19 protein-coding genes, 1 tRNA gene and 1 pseudogene are annotated in these 22,666 nt (G+C 69.5%); 8 read left to right on the top strand and 13 right to left on the bottom strand.

The genetic code is table 11. From position 1 onward, the window contains the following. Positions 1–66: 66 nt before the first annotated feature. The 5 genes from ACFQ6N_RS01810 to ACFQ6N_RS01830 form a co-directional block, all read right to left on the bottom strand. The gene (locus tag ACFQ6N_RS01810) at positions 67–2,184 is read right to left on the bottom strand and encodes an aminotransferase class I/II-fold pyridoxal phosphate-dependent enzyme (RefSeq protein WP_380646194.1); all 2,118 of its coding nucleotides are present in this window, start codon (positions 2,182–2,184) and stop codon (positions 67–69) included. Continuing rightward, positions 2,181–2,582 carry a cupin domain-containing protein gene (locus ACFQ6N_RS01815; RefSeq protein ID WP_380646195.1) on the bottom strand — a complete coding sequence of 134 codons (402 nt, stop codon included), beginning with the start codon at positions 2,580–2,582 and terminating at the stop codon, positions 2,181–2,183. Before ACFQ6N_RS01815 ends, ACFQ6N_RS01810 begins: the two co-directional genes overlap by 4 nt. Beyond that, on the bottom strand, positions 2,579–3,580 hold the full coding sequence (rfbB, locus tag ACFQ6N_RS01820) for a dTDP-glucose 4,6-dehydratase (RefSeq protein ID WP_380646197.1): 1,002 nt from the start codon (positions 3,578–3,580) through the stop codon (positions 2,579–2,581). The genes ACFQ6N_RS01815 and rfbB overlap by 4 nt, the downstream gene beginning before the upstream one ends. Beyond that, on the bottom strand, positions 3,577–4,668 hold the full coding sequence (locus tag ACFQ6N_RS01825) for a glucose-1-phosphate thymidylyltransferase (protein WP_380646198.1): 1,092 nt from the start codon (positions 4,666–4,668) through the stop codon (positions 3,577–3,579). Before ACFQ6N_RS01825 ends, rfbB begins: the two co-directional genes overlap by 4 nt. 314 nt (positions 4,669–4,982) lie before the next feature. Beyond that, complete coding sequence (locus ACFQ6N_RS01830; protein ID WP_380646200.1) at positions 4,983–6,281, bottom strand: nucleotide disphospho-sugar-binding domain-containing protein; 1,299 nt, start codon at positions 6,279–6,281, stop codon at positions 4,983–4,985. A 181-nt stretch (positions 6,282–6,462) separates the two neighbouring features. On the opposite strand from ACFQ6N_RS01830, the gene ACFQ6N_RS01835 reads away from it, so the two are divergent. Beyond that, positions 6,463–7,482, top strand: coding sequence for a ketoacyl-ACP synthase III family protein (locus tag ACFQ6N_RS01835; RefSeq protein ID WP_380646201.1), 1,020 nt, complete (start codon positions 6,463–6,465; stop codon positions 7,480–7,482). Between the two features lie 66 nt (positions 7,483–7,548). Here the strand turns inward: ACFQ6N_RS01835 and ACFQ6N_RS01840 are convergent, their stop codons facing one another. Both ACFQ6N_RS01840 and ACFQ6N_RS01845 read right to left on the bottom strand, forming a co-directional pair. Then, positions 7,549–7,671 carry a hypothetical protein gene (locus ACFQ6N_RS01840; protein WP_380646202.1) on the bottom strand — a complete coding sequence of 41 codons (123 nt, stop codon included), beginning with the start codon at positions 7,669–7,671 and terminating at the stop codon, positions 7,549–7,551. A 308-nt stretch (positions 7,672–7,979) separates the two neighbouring features. After that, a complete protein-coding gene (locus ACFQ6N_RS01845; RefSeq protein ID WP_380646203.1) occupies positions 7,980–8,975 on the bottom strand; it encodes a hypothetical protein in 996 nt (331 codons plus the stop codon). Positions 8,976–9,829: 854 nt separating this feature from the next. On the opposite strand from ACFQ6N_RS01845, the gene ACFQ6N_RS01850 reads away from it, so the two are divergent. After that, a complete protein-coding gene (locus ACFQ6N_RS01850; protein ID WP_380646204.1) occupies positions 9,830–10,216 on the top strand; it encodes a hypothetical protein in 387 nt (128 codons plus the stop codon). A 486-nt stretch (positions 10,217–10,702) separates the two neighbouring features. After that, a pseudogene (locus tag ACFQ6N_RS01855) lies at positions 10,703–11,245 on the top strand (site-specific integrase); the annotation flags it as partial. 235 nt (positions 11,246–11,480) lie between these two features. Here ACFQ6N_RS01855 and ACFQ6N_RS01860 read toward each other — a convergent pair. Then, positions 11,481–12,032, bottom strand: a complete 552-nt coding sequence (locus tag ACFQ6N_RS01860; protein ID WP_380646205.1) for an ImmA/IrrE family metallo-endopeptidase — start codon at positions 12,030–12,032, stop codon at positions 11,481–11,483. After that, positions 12,029–12,562 (bottom strand): helix-turn-helix domain-containing protein, encoded by a 534-nt coding sequence (locus tag ACFQ6N_RS01865; protein WP_380646206.1) that lies wholly within the window; start codon positions 12,560–12,562, stop codon positions 12,029–12,031. The genes ACFQ6N_RS01860 and ACFQ6N_RS01865 overlap by 4 nt, the downstream gene beginning before the upstream one ends. A 149-nt stretch (positions 12,563–12,711) precedes the next feature. On the opposite strand from ACFQ6N_RS01865, the gene ACFQ6N_RS01870 reads away from it, so the two are divergent. The 5 genes from ACFQ6N_RS01870 to ACFQ6N_RS01890 all read left to right on the top strand — a co-directional run bounded on the left by ACFQ6N_RS01870 (position 12,712) and on the right by ACFQ6N_RS01890 (position 18,427). Then, a complete protein-coding gene (locus tag ACFQ6N_RS01870) occupies positions 12,712–12,981 on the top strand; it encodes a hypothetical protein (RefSeq protein WP_380646207.1) in 270 nt (89 codons plus the stop codon). A 16-nt stretch (positions 12,982–12,997) separates the two neighbouring features. Beyond that, positions 12,998–13,441, top strand: a complete 444-nt coding sequence (locus ACFQ6N_RS01875) for a hypothetical protein (protein ID WP_380646208.1) — start codon at positions 12,998–13,000, stop codon at positions 13,439–13,441. Then, a complete protein-coding gene (locus tag ACFQ6N_RS01880; protein ID WP_380646209.1) occupies positions 13,438–13,938 on the top strand; it encodes a hypothetical protein in 501 nt (166 codons plus the stop codon). The genes ACFQ6N_RS01875 and ACFQ6N_RS01880 overlap by 4 nt, the downstream gene beginning before the upstream one ends. After that, complete coding sequence (locus tag ACFQ6N_RS01885; RefSeq protein WP_380646211.1) at positions 13,928–15,409, top strand: ThiF family adenylyltransferase; 1,482 nt, start codon at positions 13,928–13,930, stop codon at positions 15,407–15,409. The genes ACFQ6N_RS01880 and ACFQ6N_RS01885 overlap by 11 nt, the downstream gene beginning before the upstream one ends. A 153-nt stretch (positions 15,410–15,562) precedes the next feature. After that, a complete protein-coding gene (locus ACFQ6N_RS01890; RefSeq protein WP_380646213.1) occupies positions 15,563–18,427 on the top strand; it encodes a hypothetical protein in 2,865 nt (954 codons plus the stop codon). Between the two features lie 155 nt (positions 18,428–18,582). Here ACFQ6N_RS01890 and ACFQ6N_RS01895 read toward each other — a convergent pair whose 3' ends face one another. The 4 genes from ACFQ6N_RS01895 to ACFQ6N_RS01910 form a co-directional block, all read right to left on the bottom strand. Continuing rightward, positions 18,583–19,515 (bottom strand): GIY-YIG nuclease family protein, encoded by a 933-nt coding sequence (locus tag ACFQ6N_RS01895; RefSeq protein WP_380646214.1) that lies wholly within the window; start codon positions 19,513–19,515, stop codon positions 18,583–18,585. A gap of 513 nt (positions 19,516–20,028) precedes the next feature. After that, positions 20,029–20,102: transfer RNA gene (locus ACFQ6N_RS01900), tRNA-Thr, on the bottom strand. Positions 20,103–20,183: 81 nt separating this feature from the next. Continuing rightward, positions 20,184–20,834 carry a leucine efflux protein LeuE gene (leuE, locus tag ACFQ6N_RS01905; protein ID WP_380646375.1) on the bottom strand — a complete coding sequence of 217 codons (651 nt, stop codon included), beginning with the start codon at positions 20,832–20,834 and terminating at the stop codon, positions 20,184–20,186. A 106-nt stretch (positions 20,835–20,940) separates the two neighbouring features. Beyond that, positions 20,941–22,623, bottom strand: coding sequence for an alpha/beta hydrolase (locus tag ACFQ6N_RS01910; RefSeq protein ID WP_380646215.1), 1,683 nt, complete (start codon positions 22,621–22,623; stop codon positions 20,941–20,943). Positions 22,624–22,666 lie beyond the last annotated feature (43 nt).

Genomic DNA, 22,666 nt, shown 5'->3' on the forward strand with positions numbered 1-22,666 from the left:
GGCGGACAACGACGGGGCGGCCCGGACCATCTCGGTCCGGGCCGCCCCGTCTGCCGTTCCGCCCGCTCACGCGCCCGGTTCGACCTCCAGCAGCCAGATCCAGGTCGACGGGGCGCCGAACCGCTCGCGCCGCCGGACCCGCAGGCCCCCCGCCGCGAAGGCCGCCTCGTACGCGTCCCGGCTGAGCAGCGGCGTGTCCATGAACGCGTGCATCAGCTCGAACTCCAGCGAGAAGGCCGGCAGCGGCCCCTCGTGCCGCTCCCAGGACTGCGCGTTGGTGTCCGCGAGCAGGAAGTAGCGCGCGTCCGGGAAGGCCCGGCGCAGCGCGCGCACCATCCCGGCCGGCTCCCCGGCGGCGGCGAACAGGTCGTGCAGCAGCAGGAAGCTGCCGACCAGGTCGATCCCCGGGAAGACCGGCCGCTCCGCGCCGAACAGCACGTCCCCGCAGACGACCTCCAGGGAGCCGGCCAGCCCGGCCTCGGCGACCCGCTTCCCGGCTATCGCGCAGGCCGCCTCGCTGATGTCGATGCCGACCCCGCGCCGCGGCTCGGGCCGGTCGCCGGCCAGCCGGATCAGCCGGGTGCCGTCCCCGCAGCCCAGGTCGGCGACGTCGCCGTAGTCGAGCCCCTCCAGCATCCGCCGCTCGACCGGCAGCATCAGCTCGGAGCCGACCTCGCCGGCGCCCCGGGCGATCCGCCCCTCGTCCCGGCGGACGTCCCGCCCGTACAGCGCCCGGCCGGTCGCCAGGTCCGCCAGCGAGGACATCATCGACCCGTAGCCGCCGACGCCCCACATCAGGAACCCGCGGTGGCGGATCAGTTCGCGCCCGGCGGTGGTCAGGAAGACCGCCCCGTCGCGCAGTTCGACGTAGCCGAGCAGCGCGACGGTGTTCAGCAGGGCGCGGATCCGCGACTCGGCGGCGTCGGCGGCCACCGCCAGGTCGGCGACCGTGCGGGGCTCCTCGTCGAGCGCCGTCCACACCCCCAACTCGGCCAGGGCGAAGGCGGCCTGGGCGCCGATGTAGCCGTTGAACAGGCTCGGGAACTCCATCGGCGCGAAGGTCGGCGCCGCCTTCTCCCAGTGCGGGCCCGGCGCGTGCTCCCTCCCGGCCGGCACCGCCAGGACGGCCGCCAGCGCGGCGCAGCAGCGGTCGACCTGCTCGGGGGTGCCGACGGTCACCCGCAGCCGCCCGGGCAGCCCGAAGGCCGCCAGGTCGCGGACCAGGATCCCGTGCTCGTCCGCCAGCCGCGCCGCGACCGTGCCGGAGTCCTCGCCGACCTCGACCAGGACGAAGTTGGTGACCGAGGGGACGTACCGGATGCCCAGCGCGTCCAGCCCCGCGTAGAACCGCTGCCGGGCCTCCCGGGTGCGGTCGCGCACGGAGGCGAGGAAGTCCGGGTCGTCCAGCGCGGCGACGGCCGCCCGCTGGGCGAGCCGGTTGACGGCGAAGGGCAGCGCCTGCCGGGTCCGCCAGAGCCGGGCGATCAGGTCCGCCCGGCCGACCGCGTAGCCGACCCGCAGCGCCGCCAGCCCCCAGGCCTTGGAGAAGGTCCGCAGCACCACGACCGGTCGGCCCGCGCGGACCGCGTCCAGCGCGTGGCCGTGCTCCGGGCCGGCGAAGTCCAGGTAGGCCTCGTCGAACACGGCGACGGTACCGGCCGCCTCGGCCGCGGCGATGATCCGCTCGACCCCGTCCCGGTCCAGCAGGGTGCCGGTGGGGTTGAGCGGGTTGCAGACGAAGGCCGCGCCGGTCCGCTCGTCGATCGCGGCGGCGACGGCCCCGGCCGGGGCCCGGTAGGCCTCCAGCGGCACCTCGGTGACCGGGGCCCCGGCGACCGCGGCGGCGCTGCGGTAGCCCGGGAAACTCGTGGCGGTGACCACGGCGCCGCGCTCCGGCCCGAGGAAGGTCAGCGCGGCGAGCAGCACCAGTTCGTCGGTGCCGTTGCCCACCGCGACCTCGGCCGGCGTCAGCCCGACGTGCCGGGCGATCCGGGCCCGCAGCTCGGCGCACTCGCTCTCCGGGTAGACGGAGCAGCGCTCGTCCAGCTCGGCCCGGGCCGCCGCGACCGCCCCGGGCGGCCCGCCGTACGGGGTCTCGTTGAGGTGCAGGCGCAGCAGGTCCGCCGATGCCGGCGCGTCGCTGTTGTACGACCGGATCACCGGGGTGGACGGCTGGGCGGTCATCGTTCCTCCTTCTCGCCCGGCTCGGGGCTGTGGACGAAGAGGCCGAAGCAGAAGCTGCCGGGCACGGCCCTGCGGGTGACGAAGCGGTGCCGCTTGCCGGCCGGCACGTACAGCGCGGCCGGGGCGGTCAGCAGGAACTCCTCGTCCTCGACCTCGACGGAGATCTCCGCGTCGCCCGGGTTGGGCGCGAACAGCAGGTAGACCTCCGGGACGCCGTGGACATGGGTCTCGGCGACGGGCTGGTCCACCAGGGAGCTGATCTCGGCGCCGGCCAGCTCGACGGGCAGGCCGCCGAACATCTCCCGGGTGAGGATGAACGGCACCGGCCGGTGGTGGCCCACCACCTCGCGCAGCAGCGGCAGCCGGTCCTGGACCTCGACGGTCAGGGGAGCGGTCATCGGTTCGTCTCCGTTTCCGTTTCCGTACGGTTCGCGGTCGTCGTGGGCTCCCACCAGTCGCGGTTCTCGCGGTACCACGCGACGACCTCCTCGAGGCCCTGCTCGAAGTCGACCCGCGGCCGGTAGCCGAGCTCCTCGCGGATCCGGCTGTCGTCCACCGAGTAGCGCAGGTCGTGGGCCTTGCGGTCGGGCACCTGCCGGATCCGCTCCGGGCCGGCGCCGCACAGCTCCAGGAGCCGTTCGGTGAGCTCGCGGTTGGTCAGCGCGGTGCCGCCGCCGATGTTGTAGATCCGGCCCGCCCGGCCGCCGGCCAGCACCGCGTGCAGGGCCCGGCAGTGGTCCGAGACGTGCAGCCACTCGCGGACGTTTCCGCCGTCGCCGTACAGCGGCACCGTGCCACCGTCGATCAGGCTGGTCACGAACCGCGGGATGACCTTCTCGGCGTACTGGTACGGGCCGTAATTGTTGGCGCAGCGGGTGATGCTCAGGTCGAGCCCGTGGGTGCGCCAGTAGCTGCGGGCGACCAGGTCCGAGGCGGCCTTGGACGCCGCGTAGGGCGAGTTGGGCAGCAGCGGCTGGTCCTCGTCCCAGGAGCCCTCGGCGATGGAGCCGTACACCTCGTCGGTGGAGACGTGCACCACTCGCGGGACCCGCGCCTCGACGCAGCGGTCCAGCAGGTTCTGGGTGCCCATCACATTGGTGCGGAAGAAGGGCTCGGCGCCGGCGACCGAGCGGTCCACGTGCGACTCGGCGGCGAAGTGCACCACCGCGTCGTGCCCGGGGAGCACCTCGGCGAGCGCGTCCCGGTCGCAGACGTCGGCGGTGACCACCGTCAGCCGGGGGTCCCCGACCGGCAGGTTGGCGAGGTTGCCCGCGTAGGTGAGCTTGTCCAGCGCGGTGACCCGCGCGCCCTCGTGGCCCGGGTACTCGTCGGCGAGCAGCGAGCGCACGTAGTGGGAGCCGATGAAGCCGGCCGCACCGGTGACCAGGATCCTCATGCGCCGACCTCCATCCGGGTGTGGTCGCCGACGACCAGGCGGTTGACGCCCGGCTCGCTGGGCCGCTGGGTGATCTGCGCGGCCTTGCCGATCAGCGACTCGCGGATCCCGGTGACCCCGTCCACCTCGACCCCGTCGAGCGTGATGGAGTCCTCGATGCCCGCCCGGCGGAGCACACAGCGCTCGCCGAGGGCGGTGTACGGCCCGACCCGGCTGTCCTCGATCACCGTCCCGGCACCGATCACCGCCGGGCCGACCACGTGCGAGCGGATCAGCCGCACGCCCGGCCCGATCCGGACCGGTCCCGTGACGGTGCTCTCGCCGTCCAGCACCCCGGCCTCCAACTCACTCGGTTCTTCGGCGAGTTCACCGGCGAGTTCGTCGAGCAGGACCCGGTTGGAGTCGAGGATGCCCTCGACCCGGCCGGTGTCCTTCCAGAAGCCGTCGTGCACGCTGGCCCGCACCTCCTGACCGTCGTCGAGCAGCCACTGGATCGCGTCGGTGATCTCCCACTCGTTGCGCCAGCTGAGCGGGATCTCCCGGACGGCCCGGTGCACCGCCGGGGTGAAGAAGTAGACCCCGACCATCGCCAGGTCGCTGCGCGGCCGCGCGGGCTTCTCCTCCACCCGCAGCACCACGCCCCCGGCGTCGACCTCGGCGACCCCCGACTCGCTCGGGTTGGGCACCTTGGTCACCACCAGCTGGGCGGCCGGCCGGTGGGTCAGGAACGGCTCCATCAACGCGCCGAGGTCGGCGTCCAGCACGTTGTCGCCGAGGTACATCACGAAGTCGTCCTCGGCCAGGAACTCGCGGGCGATCAGCACGCAGTGGGCCAGTCCGAACGGGGCCTCCTGCTGGATGTAGGTGAGACGGACCCCGAGCTGCGAGCCGTCGCCCAGGGCGGCCTCGATCTCCTTGGCCCGCTCACCGACGACGATGCCGATGTCGGTGATCCCCGCGTCCCGGATCCGGTCGAGGCAGTGGACCAACACCGGCTTTCCGGCGATCGGGACGAGCTGCTTCGGCATGGAGTGGGTCAGCGGACGCAGCCGTGTCCCCATCCCGCCCGACAGTACAAGCGCTTTCAATCTGTTCCCCTGCGTGGTCGGGAGCCGGTGCGGTCGCGGCTCGGCCCTGCGCGGTGTCTTTACCTGCGACTGCAGGCTAGGCAGGGCTTGTCGGGCCCCCCGGGGAGTCCTGGTGGAATCCGGCTGGAGCAGCCGGCACGGTGGCGCCACGGGGCGCGGACACGCGCGAGGGCGGCCCCGCCGCACCGGCGGGACCGCCCTCGCACCGCACCCCGGCACCGGTTCCCCGGGCCGGGCACGCCGACTTCCTTCCACCGGCTACGGCTTGCCGCCTGCCATACGGCAACTACCGCTTGCCGAGCGGAACATGGCCACTACCGCTTGATCAGGCCGTGCTCGTAGCCGGTCGCGTCGATCGAGTCCCAGTCGATGGCGACCGCGGGGGTCTTCGCGGCGGCGATCTCCTCCAGCACCGGGACCAGTCGGGCCGGGGTCGGCCGCTCGGCGAGCTCCGCCGCCAACTTCTCGGCGCCGCGCCGGTAGGACTCGTCGCCCAAAAGCGCGTCCACGTGCTCCCGGATCAGCTCCACGGTGGCCTTCTTCCCGAGCATGTGGATGCCCGCGCCGGCCGCCGCCACCCGCTGCCCGTTGGCGTGCTGCTCCTCCTCGAACGGGATCGCCAGCTGCGGCACCCCCGCCACCACGGCGCTCATCACCGAGCCGGCGCCGCCGTGGTGGACCACCGCGTCGCAGGTGGGCAGCAGCATGTTGATCGGGAACTGCTCCAGGATCCGGGCGTTGGCGGGCAGTTCGCCGACGTACTCCCGGTCCTTGGGGTTGATCGCGACGACCACCTCGGCGTCGAGGTCGGCGAGCGCCTCCAGGACCTTGGGCACCAGGAAGGCCTCCGGCCCGAACCGGCTGAGCGTGTGCCCCCAGACCACGCAGATCCGCCGCTTCTCCGGCTTCTCGTACACCCACACCGGCGCCTCGCCCGGCCCGTTGTACGGCACGTAGCGCATCGGCAGCCGCTCGGCGGTGGTGGGCGGGGCGATGGACTCCGGGCAGGGGTCGATGACGTGGGTGACCAGCTCACGGCCCTTGCCCTTGACGCCCAGCGCCCGCAGGATGCCGTTGTTGTACTCCGGCACGATGTCCACCCGCGGGTCCGTCTCCGCGGTGCCCACCGGGCCCCACAGGTGGAGCACCGACGGCAGCCGGTGGACCACCGCGGTGAACGGGCCCTCGGCGCTCATCATGTCGTGGACCACCAGGTCGGGCGCGAACGTGGTGGTGTAGATGATCACCCGCTCCATCTTGCGCAGCCAGGCCTGGCCCCACTCGTTCTCGTACTTCTTCTTGTACGTGGGCCAGTCGAACTCGTCCGGGGAGGCCATCCGCTCGCCGGTCACCGGGTGCAGCAGCGGCAGGCCGTTGTCCCGCGCGACACCCCGGATCACCCGCTGCTGGTGGAACAGCCGGGCCCAGAACAGCGGGTTGTCGTGGTCGTCGAGGATCGGAGCGGGCACCAGGCCCGCGCCGCGGACCCAGTCCGCCGAGGCCGGGGTGCACATCACCCGCACCTCATGACCCGCCGCTTGCAGGGCCCACCCCAGCGGCACCATGGGGTAGAAGTGCCCGGCCCAGGGCGAGATCGTGAACAGAACCTTCATCGTGATGGCCTCCAAGGCAGGGCAGTTGGCCCCGCCACTCCACCGCACGCGCGGGCAGAGTCCCTCGAACGCGGCTCAAGTCCTGTTGGAGCGGGGCGGACCAGCCGTTCTCCACCTGTCTTCCAACGCCGTCGGGGACAACTCCAGTGACCGAGCCACGCCGAGGAAGGACCCCCACCCGATGCGCTACGACGACTTGTACCTCGCCGGAACGGGCGTCTGGCTGCCAGACCTGATGCCCGTCGGGCAGGCGGTCGCGGACGGCCTGCTCGACGCCGAACGGGCCAGGGACCGGGAGTTCCTCTCCGTCGCGGTGGCCGGCGAGGAGCACGCACCCCCGTGGATGGCCGCCCGGGCCGCCCGGACCGCCCTCGACCGGGCCGGCACCGCCCCGGAGGACGTCGCCGTCCTGCTGCACTGCACCAACTGGTGGCAGGGGCTCGACGTCTGGGCCTCCGCGAGCCACGTCGCCCAGGAGGCCGGCCTGCGCCACACCCCCGCCTTCGAGGTCGTCCAGCGCTGCAACGCCGGGCTCGGCGCCCTGGAACTCGCCGCCAACCGGCTCACCGCCGCCCCCGGCTCCGCAACCGCCGCCGTGGTGACCACCGGCGACCGGATGGCCGCCCCCCGGATCGACCGCTGGAACACCCTCGGCATCTCCTTCTACGGCGACGCGGGCACCGCCGTGGTGCTCTCCCGCACCGGGGGCTTCGCCCGCCTGGTCGCCTCCTACACCGTCGCGGACAACTCCCTCGAAGCCCTCGGCCGCGGCACCGAGGAACTCACCACCCAACCCCCCGCCCCCGGCCCCCGCGTCGACCTGGAGGACCGCGCCCGCACCCGGGTCTCCCTCGACCTCCCCGACGCCGGCCGCCGCCTCGCCACCGCCCTCAACGACACCCTCGACGGCATCCTCGCGGAATCCGGCCTCGGCATGGCCGACATCGCCCGGGTCGTCATCCCCCACACCCGCCAGGGCTCCGGCCGCCACGAACTCCACGACCTCCTCGGCGTCCCCGAGGAAGCCACCACCTGGGCCTACGGCGCCACCGTCGGCCACCTCACCAGCGGCGACCAGTTCGCCGGCCTCGACCACCTGCTCCACACCGGCGCCCTCACCCCCGGCGACCACGTCCTCCTCTGGGGCGGCGGCGCCGGCTACACCTGCACCGCCTTCGTCATCCGGATCCTCCCCACCTGACCCCACCCACCCCGAAGGCCCGAGCCGGACACCGCCCGCCCCGGGCCTTCACCCCATCCCCTGAAGCTAGTCCCGGCCGAGCGGCCTCGGGTCGTACCCATAGACCTTGTTCTTGCAGGCCCCGTCCTCTGGGTAGTTGTCCTCGCACCACTTGGCGACCTCGCCCAGGCACTCACTCTGGGCTGTCATGCCGAGCGTGTTCTGCACATCAGTCTGTGCACAAGCAGGTGGGTGATCACTGGTGGCGAAGACCCCGGCAGTGATCCCACCGGCGATGAGGAACGCTCCGGCCACGGCAGCGGCTATTCGCTGGGCGGGGGTCATCCTGGCTATGACGCGACGTGGGACAGCAGGCATGCGGCGAAGCATAGGGCTGCCTCAGGGGATGGGGTGCGTGTTGGGGATGAGTCGGGGCCCGCCGGCAACAGAGCTACCGGCCCCCTGGCCTTCGATCCGGAGCAGCGCGCCGGCCATCTGATCCGACCGCTCTCCGAGGTTCAGGGGTGCTCGGCATCGGTGGAGGGCGGAGCCTCAGCCGCTGGAGTGACCTCGCTGGGGCCACTGACAGACTGCTTCATCATGCTGAGCAGTCGGGAAGCTTCTGCAAGTCCATGCTTATGGACCAGCATTAAGTACGTTACGAGAAAGAACGTTGGCAGACTACCCACGAGCACGCCGACGGTCGACAGGTCAATACTGGTTCCAGCGAAGCAAAGAGCTATGACAAGCAGCGCCGACTTCACGCAAGCTCGCACGAGGTACCGCCCCGCGAGTCGATCAGGATCGGGCTCGAAGTCAGGAAGCTCTTGGTCATCAAGAAGCCGCGTGAAGCTGCCGGCCGCCAGATTACTGATGACCTGCGCAACGTGAAGTCCAAGGGTTCGGGCCGCCCCTCGCCGCTCAGTGGCCAGGCCGGCCGCATCCGTCTCCAGCACTGCGAATACACGCGCAGCATGGTCACCCAGCTGTTCCCGGATATCGCCTACATGCCCGAACTCCTTGGCTACGTCGCCCGGCAGTTGCCAGAACCCCTGGCGAAGGCCGGTGGTCTTGCCGGCGAGCTTCGCTGCGTCGACGTAGCCACTCCCCTGCCTGGCTGCCACGGCGGCGGCCATGGCCAGAAGGTCGAGGAGGGGATACAGCAGCTCGTGGCCCTTGGCGATGTAATCACCTTTCCACGCGGAGCTGATCCAGATGAACAGAAGCGTAGAGCCCATCAACGTGAAAAATGCGAATGGGGTGCCCAGGTCGTAGTAGGCAAACACAGACGAGCACTCGGCCGGAGAGAGGGAAAGGCGACCGCCAGGGGTGCACGCGGGCTTGTGGAGTACTGCACCAAAAATGGCCATCGCGCCGAACAGGTACCCGATACGACGAATCCGACGAAGGAATGTCCATCTCTCGTAGCGGAGAGCCTCGCGAATCATCTGGGCATCGAACGGAGCACCCAGCTCGGCTGCGGCCGTCGCAGCACGAGCGAGCTTCTTCTCCACGTGGCGCTGGTGCAGGTTAAGCATCGGGTTCCGCCAAGCCGGCGTCGCGCTGGTGAGCAAAATCCCCCCTTGTGTCACAGGCGGAGAGAAGCCTACGGCCAAGGCGTGACAGAAAGCCGTGGAACCTGTAAATCCGGGTGACTGAGACGCTCTGCCGGACCCAAGGGGTGCGCTGATTCTCGGCGAACAGTGGCGTATGAAAGCAGAACCGAGACCGCCGAGGCACTGAAACCTCAGACCAGGGCGTCCGCGATGAGCCGCATCGAGCCCACGACCATCACGGCCCCGGCAGCGGCCGTCTTGGCATCCTTACCTGGTGAGCACCGAGAGCAGCCTGGAAGCGACCCGGCGGATGAGCAACGCGCTCTGACCCCAACGGAGCCCGCGCGCGACGGCGGCGACGGGTGCAGTAACAGCAAAAGCCCCAGGTCACGGCGAGTGAGTCCTGGGGCTTCCACAGAGCCGCCTGCGGGATTCGAACCCGCGACCTACGCATTACGAGTGGGATCAGTGACGTGCCCATCCGTCCCAGCGAGCGGCCCACAGTCCCAGTTTTGCCTGATCAGAGCGCCTCTGAGCGTGCCAGTGAGTCCCAAGCGGTGCCACCCGTCCCACGGGCACCCGAACGTCCCGGGCACTTTGTGGGCACCCCTGGCCCGATGAGAGTCATCCACTCCAGCTTCGACGAGGCCGGACTACGATTGTCACTCTCAGCGACTATCTCCGGCGACATGCCGACCCCCTTGTCAGGACCGTCCCCCCGCGAAGCCCAACGGACGAACGTGCACCTCCAGGCCCAGGCCGGCTGCCCGCTGGCTGAAGTTGTACCTTCCGTTGGCCGAGGCGAGGGCGTCATGAAGGGCTCGATTTTCCATACCTGCCATTGCCGGAACTCGCGAACCGGCATCCCCTACCCAGCCGCCTCGCCATGCCCGAGGCTGCGCAACCCGAAGCACGGCCAGTGGTCGGTGCGTCAGGAACTCGTTGCGGACACCAACGGCAGGCGTCGCCAGTTCCGACGCACCGGCTTCACCAACGCGCAAGACGCCCGGCGGGAGCTGCTTCTTGTCCAAACACTGCTCGCATCCGCGGACGAAGATGACCCGAAAGACTGCCGGCGCATCAGTGACATGATCATGCTCTGCGCTAAGGAGCGCTCCGCCCTCCCCGACGTCGAAACCACGTCCCGCCTTCTCAAGGCCGGCCACAGCCTGACCACCCGGACAACGGTCAACGAGTAGCTGGACACCTGGCTCAAGGGCAAGAAGGCGCTGCGGGCGACCGGAGCCGCACGCTACGAAGTAGACATCCGCTGTCATCTCCGGCCACACATCGGTCAGATCCGCCTCGACCGACTGCGCGTGGATAACCTTGATGCGATGTTCGAGGAAATCGCGGCAACCAACGTCGAGATCCTTGAGCAGAACTACCAGCGGCGGCAGTCCCTGGAGGATCTCCGATCGATTCGCGGACGGGCCGCTCGGCGCACCGCACGTGCGGCCATCGCCGCGATGCCGCCCTTCCGTCGCGTCACCGGCCTGGCTACCCAGCACCACATCAAGGCCACACTACGTGCCGCTCTCAACACGGCCATCGCCCGGCAGTTGATCACGTTCAACCCCGCCGCCTACGTCGAACTGGAGACCGCTCCGAAACCGACGGCCCTGGTGTGGACCGCGGCCCGCATCGCCGAGTGGAAGCACACCGGCAAAAAGCCCTCGCCAGTCATGGTCTGGACCCCCACCCAAACCGGTCTCTTCCTCGACCACGTCGCCGAGCACCGGCTCTACGCCCTGTGGCACCTGTACTGCTTCCGCGGCCCCCGCCGTGGCGAGGGCCTGGGTGTCCGATGGATGGACTTCGACAGGGACGCCCACTCCCTGACGGTGGAGACCCAGCTCGTCCAGCTCGGCTGGGACGTCCTCGAAGGGGAGCCAAAGACGGCGAGCGGCGTTCGGCTGGTCGCGCTCGACCTCGACACCACCGACGCCCTACTCCGTCACGAGGCGCTGCAGAAGGCAGAGCGCCTCCGCTTCGGACCCGGCTGGGTCGCCACCGGACGGATCTTCGTAGAGGAGGACGGGACCTGGCTGCACCCCGCCAAGGTCAGCAGCCTGTTGGCCCGCCTGGTCGAAGAGGCCGGCCTTCCTCCTGTCCGGCTGCACGACCTACGCCACCTCGCCGCCACCCTCGCACTGCTTGCCGGCGTGGACATCCGCGTCGTGTCGGAGATGCTCGGCCACCGCGACTCCTCCATCACCCGCGACATCTACCAGACCGTGCTTGATGACCTCGCACGCGAAGCAGCAGAAGCCGTCGTGAGCCTCGTTCCCAGCAGGTCTCGGCTATGCCTCTCACACACCGCACCGGGCACAGAGCGTGGCTCGGCAGATCTCCACGCATTAGTCGTCATCGCTGCAGGCGCAATCTGCAACACAGCAGGAAGATCGCCATCCCGACGACAAGGCCCAGTACACAGCGTCCGCACGACCCACGTCGATGCTGTCAGCGGGCTCGAATCTGCTTGGCCACGCCGGTGGTGTTGTACCGGTAGCGGGCCATCTCCTCGGTCACCCCGTAGTGCTCGGCGATCTGTGCCGGCCCCCATTGGCGCCGGACCGCACTGAGCAGCAGGGGGCGGGGCAGCATCAGGGTTCCGCCGAAGGCGGTGGCCTGTTCCTCCTCGTCGGGGCGGCAGGTCCTGAAGGGCATGCCGCTGACTTCGCGGATCTCGGTGAGGTCGTGCTTGAGGACGAGGTGGGAAAGTTCGTGGGCCACATCGCTGGCTCTGCGGCCCGGGGTGCGGAGCGGGTTGGTGACGACGATGTTCCTGTCGGCGATCTGGAAGGTCGCGGCGGAGAAGGCGTAGGCCTGGACTCGTTCGAGGTCTTCGAGGCGGTCGCGGGTGACGAGCTTCTCGGCGCTGACGATCTTGACCTTGAGGTGGTCGGCGAGGTCGTCGACGTTCAGTGCGTCGGTGTCGCCGAGGTGGAGTTCGCGGCGCAGCCGGAGGGCTTCTCGTTCGGCGTTGGCCTTGAAGCCTCGGGGGAGGGTCACAGTTCTCCCGCCTCGACGAGTCGTTCGAGTTCGGTGTTCATGTCGGTGAGCAGGCCGGCGAGCCGCCGAGGGACGCCGGGGCGCAGTACCGAGGCGGCGCGGAGGTGGCAGGCGAGGGCGGGGGTGGCGGGGACCGCTTCTTTGGCGAGGGCGTCGTAGAGGTCTCGCAGGACGGAGCTGATCTTGTTCGCCGCGTCGCCGGTGAGGCGGGGGTCGGCGTGGAGGTGAGTGATGGCCTGGTCGAGGGGTGAGATCTGGCGGGTCACGGTTGGGGTGAAGAAGCGGCTCGGGGGGACGCCGAGCCAGGCGCAGAGGCGGGTGAAGGTGGCGAGGTCGGGCTGGGCTCCGGCTTCGACCCGGGTGAGGGTGCTGAAGCTGACGCCCGCCTCGGCGGCGGCCTGCCGAAGGGACAGGGGACCGCGGCGCTCCTTAAGGAGACGCCCGAGTTCGGCGATGTCGAACTGTTCGACGGCGTCCGGCCCGCTTGTTTCAAGGTCTGGAAGAGGGAGCTGGCTCCGGTCGGGGCTCATACGGGCAGCGTAGCGCGCAGCGGTACGGCATTGAAGCTTGACTGCATCAGTCCGGGGTGCTACTACTGAAATCACTACAGCAACAGTGACGCTTTACTGAATCAGCAGAGCGCTTCTCCGACAACCCTCGAACGTCCAAGGAGACCGGCATGCCCCAGCCCCAGCCGCACGAGATCAAGACCACGGTGACCTCCTCCCTCGCCGGGCACCCGTACCAGCACGACTACGCCCCGCGGGCGACCGCCGCGAGTGTCCTGTCCGACGCCATGGCCTCCTTCGGCTTCACCAGCGACGGCACCACCCGCTACTACCTGTTCCACGACGGGCACGAGGTCCCGCCCGAGACGACGGTGGGCGAGCTGGCCGGGCACGCCAAGGCCCTGCACCTGGGCCTGCGCACCGAGACCACCAACGGCTGAGGCCCGGGAGTCAGTCGTGGATCTCGAAAGCAGTCTGCGGCTGGCAGACGATGTCCAGGCGGTCGAGGAGTTCCTCGCCTCGGCCGCCGGCCGCCTCCACCACCGCGACCAGGACCCTGACAGCCTGTTCTGGGCCGAGATTCAGCCGAGCAACAGCGAGCGTGCGGCGTTCGTCGCCCGGATCGAGTGGACGGTCTACCCGCACCGGCCGCCCTCCCTCGTCTTCGTCGAGTCGGTCGGCGCCTACGCCCCCGGGGAGCCCAGCGTCTGGCCGGGGGCGAACGGCTACCGCTGCGGCGCCAACGACGTGTGCAAGCCGTTCACCGCCGAGGGACAGCAGCTCCACCCCGAGTGGGGCACCGGACCGCACGCTTGGCGCAGCACCGGCAACCCCTTCCTGTACGTGATGGAGAACGTGCAGGGCGACATCGACCGCGTTGACGGGAGGCGTGCCGGATGAGCGCCGATGCGAGGAGCCTGGTCCTGCCGACCGGCGCGGTCGACCCGGTGCTCCGGGAGATCCGGCGCCACGGACTGGCCGACCAAGAGACCGGTGCACTGCTGCTGACCGGGCCGTCGGAGATGGACGTCCTGGTCGTGGCGGTGGCCGACACGGCGGGGATCGTGCGGGGCCCGGGGCTCTTCAGGGTCAGCGCCGTCGCGTACGACCGGCTGTTCACCTTCGCCGAGGAGCGGTCCTACCGGACACGGGCGATGATCCACTCGCACCCCGAGGAGGCTTTCCTGTCGCGGACCGACCGCCTGTACTCGCTGCGGGTGCCGGGGTTCGTCAGCGCCGTCGTCCCGACCTACGCTGCACCGCCCGCCGACCCGGCGGCGTGGGGGTGGTGGCGCTTCGACCGGGACTGGGTTCCCAGCTCCGCCCCGGTCGTCGACGATGCGCTGCCCCCGGTGCTCACGGTGCTGTTCGACGAGGAGGGCGTCCGTGCGTACTGACTACAGCCGCAGCGTGCGCCTGGGCGGCCTGGCCGCCGGCGTGAACGAAACCACCCTGCGGGAGCGGATGGAGGGCAGCCCCGTCCATCTGACCGCCGATGGACGCCTGCCCGCAGTCGCCGAGACCCTCGAAGTACTGGTGGCCGACCTGCGCCGGTGGCCGGTACCTCTCAGCCTGGACCCCGGCCGCGGACCGAGGCGACTCAACGACACACTCGTCCGCCAACTGGTGGAGGCGGCGGCCGGGATCGACCCGGACCGGCCGCTTCGCATCGGCAAGGCCCCGAGCGAAGCGCCTCTGCGTCTGCATGTGGGCACCGAACCGTTGCCGGACGTTGCGGTGGCCGGTGCGCCGGACGGGCACGGGGCCCGCCTGCGGCACACCGGGCATGCCTTCCCCCGACTCAACGCGCCCGGCACCGGGCTGGGCGCGGTCCTCACTGCGGCAATGCTGGCGGGCGAGGCGTTCAAGGTCGTCGCCGGGCTGCCGGAGGGGAAGTTCCAGGTCACCCCGGTGGTGGACTTCTGTCCCGTTCTGCCCAGCGAGCAGCCCGGCACCGCCGTTGCCCCGCCGCCCGTGCTGGAGCGGGTGTTGCTGGGCGGTGGCGGTGCGATCGGCACCGGCATCACCCTGGTCCTGGACCTGCTGCGGGTCTCCGGCGAGCTGGCGGTAGTGGACAGGGAGGTCTTCGAGAAGCCGAACGTCACCTCCTACAGCATCGGCACCCTGGCCGACGCGGCCGCGCTCCTGCCGAAGGTGCGGCTGATCGCCGCGCGCTTGCGGCGGATCGAGGTGAACCCGTTCCACGGGACGATCCAGGACTCCATCGAGGCCGTCGACACCGGCACCCTGCCCTGGCCCCGAACCGTCCTCGGCGGACTGGACAGCATCGATGCACGGCACGACCTGCAACGCCTGCACGCCGACCTCACCCTGGACGGCAGCACCGGCGGCCCGGTCGGCACCACCGTCGCCCTGCACGAGGCACTGCCCACCGGCCCCTGCCTGCGCTGCTACTACAAAGCCAACCACTCCGGGAAAAGCGCGGAACAGCGGCTCCACGAACTGACCGGGCTTCCGCTTACACGAATCGCCCGCGGACAGGAACCACTGACCGAACAGGACTTGGAATTCCTAGACGATCAACAGCGTGAACTCGTGCGGCGGTTCCTCGGGCGGCCGGTGTGCGGGCTGATCAACTCGGCGGAGCTGGGTGGCGGGACGGACGACGCCTTCCGGCCCTCGGCCGCGTTCGTGGCCCAGCAGGCCGCGTGCCTGGTCGTCGGCGCCTGGATCGCGCGCAGTACGGGCCTGGTCGACGGACCCATGCGGCGCATCGAGTACGACGCCCGATTCGGCCCCCAACCCGACCAGATGACCGACTACTGGACCCCCGCCCCCGGATGTACGTGCCAGAAGGACGCCAGCCTCATCAGCCACGTCCGAGAAACCCGACGCACCATCAGTTGACTTCAGGTAAAGCAAATCTCAGCAGCCATCCTGCTGTCACTACCAGGGTCCGACGGGACTTTCGAAGTTGCCAGTACATCGCTACCCGGAGTGGCAGGCTGGATGCGGAACCCTCTCAGTGGCGGGCGGGTGCTGGCGAACGGAGGATGCCGGGTGGACGGGGGGCGTGTCGCCGCACGCGGCTACCAGTATCAGTACCTGCGCACGTTGGAACAGCTGATCGCGGTGATCGACGATGCGCAGGTGGCGTGCGTTCGTGTGGAGGGACCCTCCGCCAGTGAGGGAGCCGAAGATCAGGTGGACTTCGATGTCGTCGAGCTCGACGGCTCCCTGCGATCGGTCGTCCAGGTCAAGAGCAAGGTTGCGGGCGGCACGATCAGCGGGGCAACGGCTCTGGGTATCCTGCTGAACATGGTGGGCGGCAACCAAGAGGCTCGCCAGTACTGGCTGTTGACCAACGGCCGACGCGGTGCCCTCAGCGACCAGCTCAATGACATCCTCTCCTCACAACCGGAGCCCTCACAGCTGCGCGGCCACCTGCTCAAGCTGTTCCACGCCGCGCCGCAGCGGCACAGGCAGTTGGAAAGCCTCAACGAGGAGCAACTCGCCCGACTGGCGCGCTGCCGGGTGGCCTACGACCAACGTGACGACGAGGAGATCCGCGAAGACCTTCGCGAGGCACTGCGAGCATTGCGCAACCGCGCACGACATGGGCTCGGGGAACAGTCCGCTGGTCTGCTGACCGGATATTTGATCTCCGAGATCCTGGGCCGAGCCGCAGACGTCACCGGCAACCGGGCGAGCTTTCCGGTAGAGGAGTTGCGCGGGCTCGTGCTGGTCGATGGCGAGACCTTGGCCCGCTCGATCGGGTTCCGAGACTGGGGCACACTGGTCGGGTCGATCCCCGCAATCCCCGATGTTGAACGACCTACGCTGCTCGTACCGCTGGAGAGAGCGTTCGAGGTAGTTGCCCGGCAGACCGTGCGCCGTACGACGCTGGTCGGCCCGTCAGGCATCGGAAAGTCGAGCGCCGCTGCGCTGTTCATCGCGGCCCATGCTGATGAGTACGACCTCATTGGGTGGATCGATTGTGAGACGGAGTCCTCGATCCGGACGTCTTTCGATCGCATCGTCGCCGCAGTTGATCCAGGTGCCGCGAACACCCTGCGCGGGGGGCCGATCTGGGCACTCCAGCAAGCGGTGCAGGATGTTCTCGGCCGGTTGGCGGGGCGCTGGCTGCTGGTTCTCGACAATGTGAACTCGGCTCGGGAGGTTGAGAGCTGGGTGCCGAAGGTGGGTCGTGGTGATGTGATCGTCACCACCCTCAACGGGGCGTCCCACCCTGGTGGTGGAGCAGTCATCGCGGTGCCGGTGATGGAGCGTGGCGAGTCCGTTGAGCTGTTGAGCCGGCGCCTTCGGCTCAACGATGATGAGCGTGCCCTATGGGAAGCGGTTCTCGGTCGCCTGGCTCAGGCGTTGGGCGACTGGCCGCTGGCCTTGGAACTGGGAGCCGGCTACCTCGACGGCTGTGATCACGGGCCCGAGTACGTCGACAGCTACCTGGAAGAGCTGGCGGTCCGCTCGCTCAGTGACAAGGACTCCGTTCCTCCCGGATATCCCGACACGCTAGCGGCAGCACTCAATCTCAGCATCGACCGCCTTGAAGCCCGCACTCGGCCCGGCGCCGCTGACCTGCCAACGCTGGCCCTGAACATGCTCTACGCATCTGCATATCTGGCGTCACACTGCATCCCGGGACACCTACTCCTGGCGGCCGCACTCACCGACATCGATTCGCAAGAAAGCGAGCAGCACAGGTACTTCCTCGTCTCACCCGAACTCGCCAATCTCGGTGAAACCCTTAGGGAACTCAACCGCTTCTCGCTAGTCAAGAACGACCTCCCGCTGCCGCCCACCGCCCTCGGAAAAGCCCTGCCAGACGCGGATCGAACTTTCGCCGTCAACACTGTCAGCCAGGCTCTGCTCCGAGCACGACTGCGGGCGAACTACGAGCTGCCCACCGCCCTGGACCGAATCCTCGGACACCTTGAACGCTGGCTCTACTGGCCGTTGCAGCTCGGAGAACTTGAACGGGTACAGGTGCTCACCCCTCATGCCGAGACCTTGCTGTTCCGCATCGAGCAGATGCGGTTCTCCAGCACACGCGTTGCCCACCTGTACGGCAATCTCGCCGGTTCCCATCACACTCAGGGAGATGTACTCCGCGCAGAGGCGCTATTCAACCTCGAACTCCAGCACCTGGGGCGCCTCGACCCCACGAATGATGTGCTGCTTGTACAGACTCGACAATCCCTGGCCCTGATCTATATCCAGGCCCAAGAGATAGGCGGTGACCTGAAGGCCAACCTCACGACCACCTTCCAAGAGGCGGTAGAGCACATGGAGTTCGTACTCCAGCAAGCCAGAGCCTGGGCGTTCGACGCCCCAAAGGCCGCTCTCAAGCTCGCCATCGACTCGCGGATATCAATCCAGTACGCGCATCTGCCGCAGGCCGAGGCAGCACGACTTGCACCGCTGGCGCTCGCCTTCGCCGATCTAGAGGGAAGAATCGAACCGTCCACCTACTCCACCAGCCACAGGACTGTCGAACAAGCGAATCAGTTAATCCATCAGGGCCAGTATGCCGAAGCAGAGCGATGCTGCCGGAAGCTACTGGACGACGGACTGGTCGGGCCGACTGCGGGGGAAGCCCGACGCTTCATGATCGAGGCTCTCGCCCGGCAGGCGAAGTGGCGTGAAGCCATCGAGGAGGTCCGCTTCTGGAAGCTATCAGCTGAGGGTCCCCGCCTGTTTCGCCACTCTGTCATCGACCTCCTTCGCAATACCGGCCACGCCTGCGCCGAGGCGTTGATGATTGGTGATACGCGCTCCATAGCCCTACTGAGCGAACTCATCAGCTGGCCGGACCTTGATGACTTTCTCGCCGTGGGAAATGACGACGATCGATTCGCAATCCACGCCATGCGCTCCCTGCACGAGAGTCTCCAAGGCAACTGACATCGAGTACCGGCTCTCTCCGGAAACCGGCGGTTGGACCAGGGCAAGGCGGCGCGGCCAAGCACCGACGGCGGGCCCTCTCACCGCAGAGGAGGTGCTCAGTGAACTCCACAGTGGGCCGGGCCGACTGTCGGCGGACACCAAGCCGCTCGGCGTCACGTGGCCCGCCCCGGCTCGAACAATGCCGGCTGGTCGCTCGACGGTGCCGAAGGCGGGACCAGGGTACTGCCGACTTGGTGATCCTTGAGCGTCTGCCCGCTCTCGTCGGCCCAGGCCACGCGGCCGTTCAAGTTCACCCCCGCCATCACGCTGGCCGCCTGGGACGGGCTACCGAACACGTGATCGCGCACCAAGTGCAGGTGCTTCTTGTCCGACGTCTCCACCAGGACCTGGTCGTCGAGAAGCTGCTGCCGGCGTAGGCGGTAACTGGCCGACAGCTTCTCCGCCTTGCCGATCCTGCCCAGTGCCCCTTCGCGGACCAGGAACCCATCGGAGCACTCGAAGCCCCAGCATGACGTGCCCTTGGGCTTCAGCTGGTACTGCACGCCCTCGGCGTCGGCGGGAGCAACCGTGGTGGCAGGCTCCTCCAGACACACCACACCCAGGACGCCCATGAGCAGCAACACGTCCTCGAACAGCCGGTCGTGGGCGGGCTGCTCCTCAGCACGAGGTGGCGTCGGATTCGGCGTCACGTCGTTGTCCACTATCGCGACGCCGGCTGCGCGCGCCTGACGGATCAGCCGCGCCTCCAGCTGGACCACATGAGCTTCGGTCAGACCGTTATCCTTCGTCGTGAACGCGAAGCCCTGGGTCCAGAAGTCCTTCTTCCGCTGGTGATCGTCGAGCCGCGTCGTCAGAACCTGCCCGCGCCCCATGTAGACCCGCTGCTTACCAGGGTGGTCGGGGTCCGGCCCCTGCACCAGGTAGACGCCCGTTCGAGACAGCTCCTCGCGCATGCGGGCCTTCGGGTAATCCGCCCGTCCGAAGGCCACGCAGATGCACGAACGCTCTACGCTGTATGCCTTCCGGATGCCGCTCGGCCGACCGTCCGCCAAAGCGATGTGTACAAGAGTCTCTTTGCTGGTCACGGCGGAAACGATCGCACACCACCCGTAGGCAGCTCGGACGTGGCCTACGCGCGCTGCGCAGTCGAGCCTGCCCCCTCAGCCACGGCTGCCGAGCCGATAGCCTGACCTGTCGCTAAGCCTGCCTGTCACGATCGACAGTGCCAGCGGCCACGTTGGGCGCGACTGCCGCCAAGCCCCAAAATGTCACTCACCGCAACCGCTGTCCAGGCACATTCGCGGAGGAACGGCACCTTCCCGATCCGGCCCCGATACATGCCTCGGGACGCGCGGGCACTCCTCGGGCACTTTTGGGGCACCGCAGCACCAGGGATCAGTGATATCACGACTACATGCAGCGACAAGTCGCAGGTCAGCGACTCGCTGGAGGGCGTCACGACGAAAAGCTATCGACGCAGAGTGGCCACCGATCCACGCATCCGGCATGCGTTGGTTTCGTGCCCGATAGTCCCAGCATTCAAAGGTCACGAAACAGCAAAATCCCCAGGTCAGAGGCCTGATCTGGGGTTTACCTTGAGCCGCCTGCGGGATTCGAACCCGCGACCTACGCATTACGAGTGCGTTGCTCTGGCCAACTGAGCTAAGGCGGCACCGTTGCCGCGTGTCGCGGCAACGCGGGCCAGTCTACACAGGTTTCGCGGGTGATCCGTAACCGGTTGCCGTGGGGCCGGTCAGGCGGAGGAGACGGCGAGCTTGGCGGCGAAGCCGGCGAAGAGGACGGCGACTCCGCTGGTGAGGGTGGCGGAGAGGCGCTTGCGGCGGCGGAAGGCGGTGGCGAGGGTGGTGCCCGCGAAGATCAGGAGGGAGAGGTAGAGCAGGCTGAAGGTCTGGAGGATGCCGCCGAGGAGGGCGAAGGAGAGGACGGGTTGCCCGTAGGACGGGTCGACGAACTGGGTGAAGAAGGAGAGCAGGAAGAGGATGGCCTTCGGGTTGAGGAGGCTGACCACCAGGGCGCGGCGGAAGGGGTTCTCGGCGGACTCGGGGGCCGGCTCGGCGGAGGGGTCGGCCTCGGCGCGGCGTTCGAGCCAGAGTTGGCGGGCGGCGCGGAGCATGCCGTAGCCGATCCAGAGCAGGTAGGCGGCGCCGCCGAACTTGACCACCGCGAAGACGGCCGGGTTGGCCTTGAGGAGGGAGGCCGCGCCCAGCGAGGTGAGGCTGATCAGGGTGAGGTCGCCGACGAAGACGCCGGCGGCGGCCCGGTAGCCGGTCCGGACGCCCTTGCGGGCGGCGACGGACAGCACGTACAGGGAGTTGGGGCCGGGCAGCAGGATGATGACGAGGGCGCCGAGTATGTAGGTCGCCAGGTCGTTGACTCCGAGCACGATGCGCTCCGGTGCGGGGAAGGTGGCAGGGGGGCGCTCATCGTAACGTCGCACCGGCCGTCGATTGAAGCGAAAACTACCGACCGGCCGTCCGACACCCGGGCCCTCACCGGTCGCAGCGCTTGCCCTGTTCGGGGGCCTCTCCGGTCAGCAGGAAGCGGTTGACGGCGCCGTCCACGCAGGCGTTGTGGCGCCCGTACGCGGTGTGGCCGTCCCCGTCGAAGGTGAGCAGGCGGCCGGACTCCAGCTGGCCGGCCAGGGACTGCGCCCAGGCGTACGGGGTGGCCGGGTCGCGGGTGGTGCCGACGACGACGATCGGGGCGGCGCCGGCGGCCCGGATGGTGTGCGCCGCCCCGGTGGCCCGGACCGGCCAGTAGGCGCAGGTCAGCGCCATCCAGGCCATGTCGCGGCCGAAGTGCGGCGAGGCCTGCTCGAAGTCCGGCACCGCCCGCTGGACGTCCTCCGGCCCGCGGAACGGGGCGGGCAGGTCGAGGCAGTTCACCGCGGTGTTGGCGAACATCAGGTTGGGGTACGAGCCGTCCGCCTCCCGCCCGTAGTAGGCGTCGGACAGCTTCAGCAGCCCGGTGCCGTCGCCGGCCCGGGCGTCGGTGAGCGCGGTGCGCAGCTTGGGCCAGAGGAAGTCGGCGTACATGGCTTCGATGACGCCGGTGGTCGCCTGGGACTCGGTGAGCCGGCGGCCGTTGTCGGTGGTGGGCAGCGAGGTGCCGCGGACGGTCGCGAACAGGGCGGTGAGCTGCTCGCCGGCCTGCTGCTCGGTCCGGCCGAGCGGGCAGTCCTCGCGCTTGACGCAGTCCTTGGCGAAGGCCGCCCAGGCGGTCTCGAAACCGCCGGCCTGGGTGCGGTTGCCGGCCATCGAGTCGAGCGCCGGGTCCATCGCGCCGTCCAGCACCAGCCGGCCGACCCGGCTCGGGAACAGCCCGGCGTAGGTGGCGCCGAGGAAGGTGCCGTAGGACTTGCCGACGAAGTTCAGCCGCTCGTCGCCCAGCAGGGCGCGCAGCACGTCCATGTCGCGGGCGGCCTCGACGGTGCTGAGGTGGCCCAGCGCCGCCCCGGCCCGCCGGCGACAGCCCTCGGCGAACTCCTTGTCGGCGGCGACCAGGGCGTCGATTCCGCGCTGGTCGCCGGGGGTCAGGTCGACGGCGGTGAAGGCGTCCATCCGGTCGCCGCTCAGGCAGGTCACCGGGCTGCTGCGGCCCACCCCGCGCGGGTCGAGGCCGACCAGGTCGTAGCGGGCGCGCACGCCGTGGTCGTACGTCCGGGCGGCGGACTCCAGGTACTCGATCGCCGAGCCGCCGGGCCCGCCCGGGTTGAGCAGCAGCGAGCCGAGCCTCGGGTCCTGGGAGCCCGCACCGGCCCCGGCCCCGGCCGTCGCGGCACCTGAAGCGGCCGCACCCGCACCGGAACCGGAACCGGAACCGGCCGTCGCGGGCTCGGCCGGCGCGCGGGCGGCCGCCAGGGTGAGCTCGCCGTCCGCCGGGTGGTCGTAGTCCAGCGGCACCCGGAACGTCGTGCACTCGAAGGCGCCGTCGCACGGCCGCCAGACCGGCCGCTGCGCGTAGTAGGGCGCGAGCGCGGCCGGGACGGCGGCGGGCAGCGGCTCCAGCGGGGTGACCCCGGGCGCGGTGCCCGGGGCGGAGGGCGTGCCGGAGCCGGCCGAGTCGGACGAGGCCGCCCTCGGCGCCCCGGACGGACCCGAGCTGCACCCGCCCGCCAGCAGTCCGGCGGCAAGCGCCACGGCCAGTACCCGCACCTGCCCGAAGGCCCTCATCCGGTTGCTCTCCTCGAAGGATGGAACGAAGATCGACGCCCCG

It is taken from the genome of Kitasatospora sp. NPDC056446 (assembly GCF_042796115.1).
GTDB lineage: Bacteria > Actinomycetota > Actinomycetes > Streptomycetales > Streptomycetaceae > Kitasatospora.